Origin of the sequence: Nocardia sp. NBC_01499, from assembly GCF_045040275.1 — a bacterium.
GTDB lineage: Bacteria > Actinomycetota > Actinomycetes > Mycobacteriales > Mycobacteriaceae > Nocardia.
The window spans coordinates 955,475-967,287 of the sequence record NZ_CP109426.1 but is presented as its reverse complement, the minus strand read 5'-3'; the positions used below and the strand labels follow the sequence as shown (position 1 = coordinate 967,287).

General features: G+C 65.6%; 11 protein-coding genes. 1 reads left to right on the top strand and 10 read right to left on the bottom strand.

What is annotated here, in order from left to right; all coding sequences use genetic code 11:
- Positions 1-35 precede the first annotated feature (35 nt).
- The 5 genes from OG203_RS04310 to OG203_RS04290 all read right to left on the bottom strand — a co-directional run bounded on the left by OG203_RS04310 (position 36) and on the right by OG203_RS04290 (position 4,482).
- Positions 36-974 carry an undecaprenyl-diphosphate phosphatase gene (locus OG203_RS04310; RefSeq protein ID WP_405164350.1) on the bottom strand — a complete coding sequence of 313 codons (939 nt, stop codon included), beginning with the start codon at positions 972-974 and terminating at the stop codon, positions 36-38.
- A 52-nt stretch (positions 975-1,026) separates the two neighbouring features.
- A complete protein-coding gene (locus tag OG203_RS04305) occupies positions 1,027-1,797 on the bottom strand; it encodes a hypothetical protein (protein WP_405164349.1) in 771 nt (256 codons plus the stop codon).
- Positions 1,790-2,365: a TerD family protein gene (locus tag OG203_RS04300; RefSeq protein WP_405167767.1), complete on the bottom strand. Its 576-nt coding sequence runs from the start codon at positions 2,363-2,365 to the stop codon at positions 1,790-1,792. The genes OG203_RS04305 and OG203_RS04300 overlap by 8 nt, the downstream gene beginning before the upstream one ends.
- Before the next feature lie 558 nt (positions 2,366-2,923).
- Positions 2,924-3,220 carry an excalibur calcium-binding domain-containing protein gene (locus OG203_RS04295; RefSeq protein ID WP_405164348.1) on the bottom strand — a complete coding sequence of 99 codons (297 nt, stop codon included), beginning with the start codon at positions 3,218-3,220 and terminating at the stop codon, positions 2,924-2,926.
- Positions 3,221-3,324: 104 nt separating this feature from the next.
- Positions 3,325-4,482, bottom strand: coding sequence for a serine hydrolase domain-containing protein (locus tag OG203_RS04290; protein WP_405164347.1), 1,158 nt, complete (start codon positions 4,480-4,482; stop codon positions 3,325-3,327).
- 400 nt (positions 4,483-4,882) lie between these two features.
- On the opposite strand from OG203_RS04290, the gene OG203_RS04285 reads away from it, so the two are divergent.
- Positions 4,883-6,205, top strand: coding sequence for a M14 family zinc carboxypeptidase (locus OG203_RS04285; protein ID WP_405164346.1), 1,323 nt, complete (start codon positions 4,883-4,885; stop codon positions 6,203-6,205).
- An 80-nt stretch (positions 6,206-6,285) separates the two neighbouring features.
- On the opposite strand, the gene OG203_RS04280 is transcribed toward OG203_RS04285, so the two are convergent.
- From OG203_RS04280 to OG203_RS04260, 5 genes are read right to left on the bottom strand one after another with little or no spacing between them, the layout of a single operon-like run.
- Complete coding sequence (locus OG203_RS04280; protein ID WP_405164345.1) at positions 6,286-8,007, bottom strand: acyl-CoA dehydrogenase family protein; 1,722 nt, start codon at positions 8,005-8,007, stop codon at positions 6,286-6,288.
- Positions 8,008-8,009: 2 nt separating this feature from the next.
- Entirely contained in the window at positions 8,010-8,831 is an 822-nt protein-coding gene (locus OG203_RS04275) for an acyl-ACP desaturase (protein ID WP_405164344.1), read from the bottom strand.
- Positions 8,828-9,076 carry an acyl carrier protein gene (locus OG203_RS04270; protein WP_405164343.1) on the bottom strand — a complete coding sequence of 83 codons (249 nt, stop codon included), beginning with the start codon at positions 9,074-9,076 and terminating at the stop codon, positions 8,828-8,830. The genes OG203_RS04275 and OG203_RS04270 overlap by 4 nt, the downstream gene beginning before the upstream one ends.
- Positions 9,077-9,089: 13 nt before the next feature.
- Complete coding sequence (locus tag OG203_RS04265; protein WP_405164342.1) at positions 9,090-9,947, bottom strand: class I SAM-dependent methyltransferase; 858 nt, start codon at positions 9,945-9,947, stop codon at positions 9,090-9,092.
- On the bottom strand, positions 9,931-11,643 hold the full coding sequence (locus tag OG203_RS04260) for an AMP-binding protein (RefSeq protein ID WP_405164341.1): 1,713 nt from the start codon (positions 11,641-11,643) through the stop codon (positions 9,931-9,933). The genes OG203_RS04265 and OG203_RS04260 overlap by 17 nt, the downstream gene beginning before the upstream one ends.
- Positions 11,644-11,813 lie beyond the last annotated feature (170 nt).

The window sequence follows — 11,813 nt, the reverse complement described above, 5'->3', positions numbered from 1 at the left end:
CCCCTCAAACGCTACGCCCCGAGTCGGGTTGGCGCTCAGAGGAAGTGGATCACCGAGGCAAGGCCGAAGGCCAGGCTGTATACCGCGAACGGCAGCAGCGAGTTCGACTTGAAGTAGCGCTCGAGGAAGCGGACCGCGAGGTAGGCGGCGGCGCCCGCGACGATCGACCCGACCAGCACCTGCCCCAGGATTCCATTGCCCTGCGGACCGGCCAGCGTCGGCAGCTTCAGCACGCCCGCTGCCAGAATGACCGGGGTGGCGAGCAGGAACGCGAATTTCGCCGCGTCCTCGTGGTCGAGGCCACGCAGCAGGCTGCCGACCATCGTCATGCCGGAGCGGCTGATGCCGGCGAAGAGCGCGCCGGTCTGGGAGGCGCCGATGATCAACGCGTCCTTGGTGGACAGGTCCGCCAGCCTGGTTTCGTCGTCGTGCTCGGAGATGTATCCCTGCGATATCGCTGCGGCGCGTGCCTCGGATTCGGCGAAGCGCCTGCCGTATTCGGCCAGCGTCGGTTGGCTGCGTCGGCGCAGCACCTCACCGGCGATGAGCACAACACCGTTGAGCGTCAGGAAAAGCCCGGCCGCCAACGGTTTCGCGAACAGCGTCCGCAGCGGATGCTCGAGCAATAGCCCGAGGATGCCGACGGGCACGGTGGCGACGATGACCAGCCAGGCCAGCCGCTGACTGGAGGTCTCGATCCGTCGGGTGCGCAGCGTGGTGACGAATCCGACGACGATATCGACCCAGTCGCGCCAGTAGAACACCAGCAACGCGATCGCGGTCGCGACGTGTAGCCCGACCACGAACGCGAGATACGGTGTGCCGTTATCGGAATCGCCCTGGGTGACCAGATCGGCCCACGATCCACCGAGCCACGCGGGCACGAGCACCGAATGGCCAAGGCTGGAGATGGGGAACAGTTCAGTTATGCCTTGGAGTGCGCCGATAACGACGGCTTGGGTGTAGGTGAGCATCGCAGACAGCTTCCCATGCCGCCGCGCCGGACACCGCGCAAGGTCAGGCTCGCTATTTGAACAAGCCGATGGCGCGGGCGATGACCAATGCCATCGTCATGAGGGAGACCGCGGACTGCAGCATCATGATCATCTTCGCGCGGATGGTGTAGGGCATGACGTCGGTGGGGCTGAACGCGGTCGCGTTGGTGTAGGCGAGGTACAGGTAGTCGGGGAAGCTGGGTTCCCAGTTCACCAGCGCGGGGTTGGTGTCCTGCTGCTGTACGAAGGTGAAGTCGCGATTGCTCAGCGGGCCGGGGGTGCCGAGCGGACCACCGCGATCGAGCTGCCAGTACCAGAGGCCGAACACGATCACATTGGTTGTCCAGATGGCGAAGCCGGAGATCAGCAGGATGAACGCGTCGGCCTGCTTGCCCAGCGCGATCTCGGTGACGAGCCGGACGGCCGACCAGCCATTGGTGATGGTGATCATCACGGTGAGCAACACCAGCATTCGGCGCAGCCACAGCGTCGGGCGGGCCCGGCCACGCGGATCCGCGATCACCAGACCGGCGAGCAACACGAGTTCGAGGCCGGGCACCAAGCGATGACCGGCCGTGAACCCGTCCGGCAGGCAGAGCTGTAAACCGACGGCGACCACCACCGCCGCGGCGACCGGCCAGCGCGAATGCACGATCCTGGTCAAGGTCTGCGACGGTTGCTGCTCGGCGGCGATGTCGAGCAGCCGCTCGGTTTTGCGCAGCTGTTCCTGCACCTGCCGCAGCGCTTGCCGCGGCGTCAACCCACCAGGGTCCGGCACATCGGGGCGAACCATGTCAGACATTGACTCCGTAATCGCGGGCGATACCCGCCAGCCCCGACGCATAGCCCTGGCCGATGGCACGGAACTTCCATTCGGCGCCATGCCGATACAACTCACCGAACACCATGGCGGTTTCCGATGACGCGTCCTCGGTCAGGTCGTAGCGGGCCAACTCCGCCCCGGTCGCGCGATCGACGACGCGGATGTAGGCGTTGCGGACCTGACCGAACGACTGCTGCCGAGCCGCCGCCTCGTGGATCGACACGGGGAAGAAGATGTTCGTGATTGTCGGCGGCGTCGCGGCGAGGTCGACATTGATGACCTCGTCATCGCCTTCGCCCTCGCCGGTGAGGTTGTCACCGGTGTGCTCGATCGAGCCCTCCGGCGAACGCAGATTGTTGTAGAACACGAAGTGCTGATCCGAGAGCACCTTCTGATCCGGTCCGGTCGCCAACGCGCTGGCGTCAAGATCGAAATCGGTGCCGGTGGTCGCGCGCGCGTCCCAGCCGAGGCCGACCGCGACCGCGGTCAGATTGGGCGCCTGCTTGGACAGCGACACATTGCCGCCCTTGGCCAGAGTGACACTCATCGCCATTCCTTCCGTGCTGAACGGGAACATCAACGACGCAGCGGGGCGCTGACGTCGGTAATCTGCCGCGAGAGGTGCGGTATCGCGCTGTTTCGCCCAAAAGCTGGTGCGGGCGTTCGGCGGTTCGACAACAATCCCAGCCGCTTTATCCGGCACGGTCGACGTCGGCCTGGAACGCGTGCCGTTGGCGTCGAGCTGGTCGGCGATGCGCGTGATGGACCGCTGCAACTCGATGAGCTCGATCAGGTTGCGGTCTACCGCCGGTCCGGCGGACCGCACAGCGTGCACCGCCTCCTGATGTGCCGACAGCACGGCATTACGCAACGTTGTCGCGATAGCCGTCGCGTACTCCGCTAGAAGTCGAGCCTGAGATTCCCTCTCACCTGCCATCATTGGGTCGATCTTATCGTGCGTCCCGCGTCTATACCGCTGGATCGCTGGAGTTCAATACTGGACTGGACTACGAACTGAATTGTGCGACAACATAATTCGTCGTAACGCAGTCGCTGTTCGCGAGTTGGCGATGGTCGACCGCGCCGCATACTCGGTGTGTCGGGGTCAGACCGTCGGGCAGGCCATTCCGGAGTCGTCGGGATCGAGGCGCGGACTGTATCCGGGTTCGCCACGGAACAGCGGCGCACGCCCCGCGGCGCGTGCCTGGTCGCAGTTGTCGAACGCGCCGGATGCCGATCCGGTCTGATTCAAGCCCGCCGATCCGACCGCGGCGGAGCCCGAATCCACGGCCGACGAGCCGGTCCCGGAGGAACCGGTGACGGGCTCGGCTAGCGCGGCTGGTGCCGCGAGCAGCGTGAGCCCTGCGGCGGCGGCCGAAACGGTGAACCGGCGAACATTCATCTAAATCCTCGATCTGGTGCGGTAGAAGGGCATCCGGGACGAGCGACGCCCCACCACTGTGGTGACGGTCCGTCGCCTTGTCAACCGGATCAGGGCCGCTGGTCCTAATGCGGCGGCGTGCCCTGTGTTGCCGCCTGTGCGATCCGCAGAGCCAGTGCGGGTGCGTCGCCGTTGTCGAGGGTGATTCGGCCGACCGCGTAGACGCCATGCAGCCGCAGATCGGGAGTGGCGAACACACCGCTGGCGTAGCCGAGGTCGTGGCCGGTCTTGCCCCACAACACATTTCCGTCACCGAGGCGGGTGGTCATCGGCCCGCTGCCGAAACATTGGGTGCCGGGTGGTGCGGTCTTGACATCGCACAGCAGGGCCCCGGACGCGTCCCGTGGGATCGCGAAGAGTTCTCGCTGTTGTGCGGCGGGCAGTAAATCCCCGCGCATCATCGCGACGAAGAATCGGTCGATATCAGCGGAGGTGGAGATCATCGAGGAAGGCAGGCCGGACTGATCGGCGATATCGACGACCTTGCCGTCGGTGGTGGTGACGTAGCCGATGAGCGCGGGTGCCGGGAGTGCGGGATCGCGGTCGGGCACCGAGGTTTCGGTGAGTCCGAGCGGATCGGTGATGCGGCGGTGCACCTCGTCGGCGAAGGAATGCCCGGTGACCCGCTCGATCAGCAATCCCGCTACGCGGTAGGCGAAGGAGCTGTATTCCTGTTTCGTGCCCGGTGCGAAATGCGGGCCCGGCCATGCGCGCCCGTGCGGGCGGAGCGTGGAATCCACTATCTGGGCAAAGGTTTGGTAATCGTAGCGGTGTTCGACAAAGTAGTCGGCCGTCGGTGCGGGTGCGCCTTCGTCTTCGCCGGGCAGGCCGCTGGTGTGGTTCAGTAATTGGCGCACCGTGATCGGGGCGAACGTCAGCGGCAGGGCCTCCGGCAAATACAGCTGCACCGGTGCGTCCAAACACACCCTGCCCTCGGCGGCCAGCTGCAACACGATGACCGCCTCGAACAGTTTGGACACACTGCCGATTCGGTAGTGCGCGTTCGGCGATACCGGTCGTCCGCTGTGCAGGTCGCCGACCGAGCCGGACCACGTCTGCTCAGGTGTGCCGACGAGTGCCAGCTCACCTGCGGCATTGTCGCCGGGCGGAATCCGGACGGCCCGATCAAGCGCATCGGTGTTCAGCCCACCGGCAAAAGCCGGGCCCGAGGCGAAATTCAGCACAACTGCGACAAGCATGACCACCAACGCAACGCGTTTCATCGGCACTTCCTCGAGTCGTCGAGCAGGTCGAGCGGGGCGATGTCAGCATGCCCGACCGCGGTGCCGTCGCGGAACCCACCAATTCTATTGCCCCGGATCTACTCCGATCATCCACCTTTGACGCCCGGGCTTCCGCTCCAGCAACCGATGAGCGTCGGGTGATTGTGGCGTCAAAGCGCACCCACCAATTGATCTTTCCTGGCGTGCAACCCTTTTCCCCACTCGTCATCTGGGGTTTCACCGAGCCCACATAACGGCTTAATCTCCGAGCATGTCGTGAAATGCGCTATCTGAAGGTGCCGCGAGACAAGGAAAGTCTATGAGCAGTTTCCGCAATATTCTTGCAACTATTTCCGCAGTGGCTGTCGGTGGGTTTTCGACCCTTGTTTTCTGTCCGCTGATGGCGCAGGCCGCCGATGACACCCCCTACTACTGGAACGTTCCGGTGCCGTCGCAGACTCAGGTCGACATCCTCGACAGTGCCGGGATCGAAATGGTTCCCGCAGGTCCTGGCACGGTGACAATCGCGGTCGACGAGACGGGTGCACAGGCGCTGCGCGATAAGGGACTGAAGCTGACGAAGCAGGCGCCGGTATACAAGTCGCTACCGTCGGAGCAGCGATCACTCGACAATACGTACTACGGCGGTTATCACACCGCGGCGGACATGCTCGGCCATGCCAAGGATGTCGCAACCAAGTATCCGGGGATCGCCCAAACCTACGATATCGGCAAAACCTGGCTGGCCGGAAAAGGCAACGGCGGCCACACCATGAACGCCATCTGCTTGACCGGAATCGCGAAGCAGGCGACCGACAAGGAGAAGGCCACCGCGAAAACGACTGTCGCACCGACTGGTTGCGCGCTCTCGCCCACCTCGACCAAGCCGCGCTTCCTGCTGACCGCGCAGATCCACGCTCGCGAGCTGGCGACCGGCGAACTGGCCTGGCGATGGATCGACTACCTCGCCAACGGCTACGGCACCGACAGCACGGCGACCTCGATCCTGGACACCACCGAGGTCTGGGTCGTCCCGGTGACCAACCCGGACGGTGTCGACGTGGTGGCAAGCGGCGGCAACAGGCCCAAGATGCAGCGCAAGAACGCCGACAACAGCGCCACCCCGTCGTCCTGCTCCGTCGTCGACGGGTCAGGCAACGGTCCTGGCGTCGACCTGAACCGTAACTTCACCGGCCGCTGGGGTGGTGACTCGAAAAACCCTTGCTCGCAGACCTTCCAGGGTCCGCGTGCCGCGTCCGAACCGGAAACCCAGGCGATACAGAAGCTGTACCCGAGCCTGTTCACCAATCAGCGCCCCGCCGGCGGTGGTGACGTCCCGGATACCGCGAAAGGCGTAGTGATCGACCTGCATTCGTACGGGAACTACGGCATCATTCCGACCGCAGCGACGCCGAAGAACCGGGAGCAGTTGCGCGCGTTGATCAAGAAGGTTGTACCGAGCGGATTCATCGTCGGCACCGACGAGGAGACCGTCGGATACTCGACCTGGGGAACAACCGACGACCAGGCCCACGGCTCCTTGGGACTTGCCTCCTTCACCATCGAACTCGGCCCGAACAGCGGCTCGAATTGCGCGGGCTTCATGCCCCGCTACTCCTGCGTGGACAGCACCTTCTGGCCGCAGATGAAGAAGGCGTTCACCACCGCCGCCCAATCCGCCGGTGCCCCTTACAAACAAGCCCAAAACGGCCCCACCTCCTGATCACCCCGCGCTAGTTCCACCGACCTGGTCCACGTTGACCGGGTCGGTGGCCGCGTGCTGTGCGCCGGCCGTGGTGCGCGTCAGGCGGGGCGCTTCCGATCGGTGTCGCGGGCGGCGGTGACCGTGCGGCGGATGTAGTCGGGGTGGGCGAGTGGGACGTTCAGCAGTGCCGGGGGCACGTCGAGTAGATCGAAGACCGCGGTGTGCTGGTCGGCGCACTGGTCGCTGAGTTCGCCGCGCTGGGTCAGTAGGCCTCGGATGCCCGCGCCGTCGAGGAGTTCTTCCGCGACCAGGTGGTCGGACAGGGCCAGTAGGCAGGTCACGGCGTAGAGCTGTCGGACGGTGTCGTCGGCGGCGCCTCGAGAACGGTCGTGCCAGCGGCGCAGCAGCAGGGCGCCGCAGCTGGCGTGGACGTGCGGTCGGCACAGTGCGCCGCGCTGCGACTCCCGCCAACGCCGTAATAGCCGCTCCGCCAATGCTTCCAGCAGTTCGATGCCCTGGTCGCACGAGCGCAGCCCGTCCTCGGTGACGACGGGCGCGGTGGGGGAGGCGGTGTCCGCAGGCGCGTTTCTCGCTGCGACGCGGACGCTTTCGTAACAGAGGACGTTGTTGTCGCCACCGAAGGTGGTGTTGATCTCGCCGTCGACCCGCGCGGTGACGATCTCGTTGTGGCTGTGAAACCCGTGACCCCCGCAGAGTTCTCGCAGCTCGACCAGTGCCGCGTTGGCCGCCCACGAGGCGTGTGCCTTGGCCCCAGAGGTCAGCCCGTAGAGCGTGCGGCCGAGGAGGTTGACCGGCTCGGTGGGATAGCGGCTGATCCACTCCTCGATGAGGTGCTCGGTCAGGTGCTGGAGGGCGAGCGCCTCGGCGACGACGGGCATGAGGCGTTCGCGGTAATGCGGGTAGGCAAGCAGCGTCCTGCCGGACGCCTCCCGGTGCGTGCTGTAGCGAAGCGTGATCGCCGCGCAGCGCCGCAACACCGCGGCCGCACCCGTCACGGGGAAGACGCGTTCCTGGGAGAACGTCCCAAGGCAACGCAGATACCGTTCACGCCTTGGGATTTCGCACACATACCCGCCGGACCCATCGATATGCGCCCAGGCGCTCAGCAGCGCATCCATCGGCATCCGGTACTGGTCGAAGTGGATCATTCCCGTCTGGTTCCCCACGATCCCGCCCTTGGGGTCGGCACGGCGAATCCGCACGCCGGGGAACGGCAGCGCGCCTTCGGTCGGTCGCAGCGGAACCCGGAACCAGTGATGGCCCTCGTCGACACCGTCGATCACCAAGCGGGCGAGGATCATCGCGTGCGTCGCGGAGAACAGACTGTTGCCGATCCAGTACTTCGCCGCGTCATCGGACGGTGTCGTGATGTGCAGCGAGCGGTCCGCATGCCGGTAGTTGACCTCGGTCCCGATGAACATGAGGTTGGTGCCACGGCCGATCTCGGTCGCGGCGAACGCGTACACCCGATCCATCCGGTCGATCTCGTCGCGATACGCCGCCACCTGCGCGGGGTTGCCGTGCGAGAGCAGCGCGTTGCCGGCCAACTGCTGGTTGCCGATCGTCGAGACGAGGGCGATGTCGAAGGCACTGATCCAGCCCAGCGTGCGTACCAGATCGGGGAACTGGGCTGCCCGATTCCCACCGCACCAGGCTTCGCTGCCGACAATTCCCTTCGCGTGCAACGCCTTTGCGCGTTCAACAGTCAGCAGCATCAGGTCGTCGACACCCAGTTCGTATCGGGCGTGTGGCGCGAAGAGGGGGTCGCTGAGGAAGTCGGTGGCCGCCGGTTCGGGCACTGTCAGCTCTCCTGGTCGTGCGTTGCCGCGTCCTGGCCGGGTATGGCGGACTTCCTCGTTCTGAGCAGGTCGTGCCGGGTCAGCCGCAGGGCCGCGAGGGTGGGCGCGACGATGTCACGGAGATAGACCTGCCCATTGATGCCGGTCGAGCGCATGAGGACAGAACGAGCCTCGGCGTCCGGAAGGAGTTGTTCCGCGGGCATCCGGAACGTCCTCAGCACATGAGCCAGATCGATCAGCGTTCCTTCGCGATCGTCGTCGAGGTGCATGGCGACCATGTGCTGATAGAACTTGGTGTGCGCCATCTCATCTCGGCCGATGAGACGGTAGATATCGGCGAGGACCGAGTGTCCGGTATCCAAGGCTAGGGTGCGCTGGGAGCGGTAGACCACGAAGGTGGTGAGTTCCTGGATCATGCCGTAGATCAGCATCTCCCGGGGCGTCGCGTAGGGGCGCTGCCAGTGTTTGGACAGAATGGTGTCGGCATAGTCGTGCAGTTGTTCTTCGGTGCGCTGGCCGCTGCGATGCAGGTATTCCCGCAGCACGAGAGAGTGTTTGGATTCCTCATACCCCCAATTGGCGGCGAACCATGCCTGGGCATAGTTGCGGCCGAACAGTTCCAGGTGGGTGTTGAGGTAGTCGGGCAGGAACATCTCCACGCCGCAGAAGGTCTCGGCATTGGTGGCGAGTTGCGCATCGGTCCTGTCGAGAGCGATTGCGTCCCAGTCGATGTCGGTGAACGGATTCCACCTGCGGGTGCGTTCGGCCTGCTCGAAGAATGTCATGTAGGCGCGATGGAAGGATTCACGCAGCTCTTTGTTCATGAGCGGTTCGCGAGTTCGGCCGAAATGATGTCGCACAGCTCGCCGACATCGGTGACGGTGTAGAGCTTTTCGTCGGGCAGCCGGATGTCCAGTTCCTGCTCGGTCCAGGTGACGAGCTCCAGCAGTTGCAGGGAGTCGAGGCCTGCCGAATGGAGATCGGATCTCGCGGTGAGCGTCGGGTGCGCGGCAGGCGTGATCCGGCGCAGACCGCGTGCGAGCAGGGCCAATAGGTCGTCCTGTGTCACTGGAATTGCCCTTTCACTCGGGATCGTCGACCCGGCGCAGGCACCACTGGGACAGCGTCATGTGCCGACGGGCGAAGGAGTTGATGCAGCAGCTCAGATAGCGGTCATAGGTCGCGAAGAGCTCGCCGCCCCAGCGGTCGCGGATCTCGGATTCGTTGGCGCGCAGCCGAGTTCGCCAGTGGGTGGTGGTCAGCTCGTAGTCCTTGCGCCTGGTGCGTAGTTGCATGACCTCCCAGTACGGGCCTGCGGCCATGATGAGGTCCTCGGCGCGCGGTGTCATACCGCCGGGGAAGATGGTCTCGCTGAGCCAGCGCAACTCCCGCGCCTCGTCGGGGCGGCGGGGGAGACGGTCGCGCAGGCCGGTCTGCAGCGCGAAGTGGGCGCCGGGACTGGTCCACGTCCACGCCTTGCGGAAGTAGTCGCGGTAGCGCGCGACGGCTCGGCCCGCGCGGGCCTCCTCGGGGGTGCAGACGTGTTCGATCATGCAGATGGACTGGACGGCGTCAAAGGTGTCGTCCGGTACGAAGTCTCGGTAGTCGATACAGGAAACGGTGACTCCGGGCAGGTCGCGGCGCAGGATGTCGTCGTATTGGGCCTCGGACAGGGTGAGGCCGTGCGCGTGGGCGACGCCGCGTTCCTGGGTGAGGTAGGCGAGGTTGTTGCCCCAGCCGCAGCCGATATCGAGGACCCGGGTCTCGGGTGTGATGTGGGCGAAGTCGTGCAGGATGTCGAGCTTGGCGAGCTGGGCGGTGTCGAGATCGTCGGTGTCGTCGAAAACGCCGCAGGTGTAGTTCATCCGGCTGTCGAGCCACAGTCGGAAGAATTCCGGATCGAGGTCGTAGCTGACGGCTATCTCAGCCTTGCTTGACATGCAGGGAACCCTCCAGGTAGCGGCGGCGGGTTTCCTGTCGCCGAGGCTTGCCCGAGGTCGTTCTCGGCACGGTACCCGGCTCGACGAGGACCACGTCGCGGATCGGAATGTCCAGTGCGGCAACCGCTTCCCGCAGGGCTCGGGCCAGGTCGGGGGTAGCCGGGGTGCGGCATTCTGCGACAACCACCAATTCCTCGGACTGCGGACCGGGTCGGGTGCAGGCGACGACGCCGCCCGCGCGCACGCCGGGAACGGACTCGGCGAGCCACTCCACGCGTTGCGGGTCGATGTTGCGGCCGTTGAGGATCAGCAGATCTTTGACGCGGCCGGTGATGAACAGTTCTCCCTCGGCCAGGTAGCCGAGGTCTCCGGTGCGCAGCCAGCCGTCCGGGTGGAAGGTGGTGTCTGTCTCGGGTGGAGCGCCCACGTAGGTCTGTGCGATGGAGGGGCCGCTGACCCAGACCTCACCGATTGCGCGCTCGCCGAGGGCATTTCCAGTGGCATCGCGGATGACGATGACGTGGCCGGACAGGGGCGGTCCGCAACCGACGAGGGTGTCCACTCCGTCGAGATCCGCCGGCGGAGTGGCATGGCCGTCGGCGGAGCGCGTCGCACGATCCGCGTCGACCGGGATTGCCTGCCCCGCGGACAACGCGGTCGTTTGCACGTGGTCTACGCGGAAACGGCGGTCCGGGCGAGAGATCGTGACCGCGAGGGTGGCCTCGGCAAGCCCGTAGCACGGCGACAGCACCTCGGGCGCCAGCCCGGAGGGGGCGAAGGTGCTGAGGAACCGTTGCAGCACAGCGTGATTGATGGGCTCGGCACCGCAGCCGAGGACACGCACATTGCTGAGGTCGACCTCGTCGGGCTTGGTGCGGCGGGCGCCGAGGGCGAAGGCGAAGTTGGGCGCGAAGCTGATCGTGGCGTGCCGTTCGGACATGGCGCGCAACCACAGCCCGGGGTCACGTGCGAACGAACGGGTCGGCATGAACGAGACGGGGACGCCAACCAGCAAGGGTGCCAACACGAATCCGACCAAACCCATATCGTGCTGCAGTGGCAGCCAGGTCAGTCCTCGGTCGGTGGCCGGGTCGCCGCGCAGGCCGTCGCGCATGATGGCGAGGCCGTTGGCGAGTACCGCCGCCACCCGCGCAGGGACGGCACGGGGTGTTCCGGTACTGCCACTGCTGAACTGCAGGTACGCCGTCGCGTCCAGCTCGGGGCGGTGGGGCGCCGATTCGTCCGGCGGCGTTGCGACCACATCGTCCAGGATGAGCAGCCGCCCACAGTCCGCGGGCGGTTCGGTGCTACCGCGCAACGCGATTGCCCGGGGCTGCGCGATCCGTGACATCGCGGTCACCTGAGCGCTCCACGCGCCGCGGCGTCCCGACGGCGGTGGCAACGGAACGGGGACCACACCGGACCACAGGGCGCCGAGGAAGGCAGGGACGAAGATATGCGGGTCGGTCGCCTCGACCGCGACCCGGTCGCCCGGTCGCAGGCCCGCCGCCCGCCATCCCCGTGCGGCCGACCGGACGTGCTGTACGAGGTCGTGTCGGCTGACCTCGGTCCATTCGCCATTGTCCCGAAGGTATTCATGGGCGGGCCGGTGATCGTTCTCGTAGCTCGCCAGGACATCGGTCACCCACCCGGCGCGGGTGTGCTGCCGAACCTCGTCTGCGGAGTGAATGGTCAATTCGGCGGTGCTCCCGATGTGGCTCGTACCCCGGTGCACAGCGCCCACCGGGGGTGACTCGATCAATGTCAGTAAACGTGAGCGAGCCTCCGAGGACCATGCGCCCGATTGCGGAGAATCGATCAAATCTTGCGGTAGGTTTTAGAGCATATGGGTGCTGATCGAGCCCC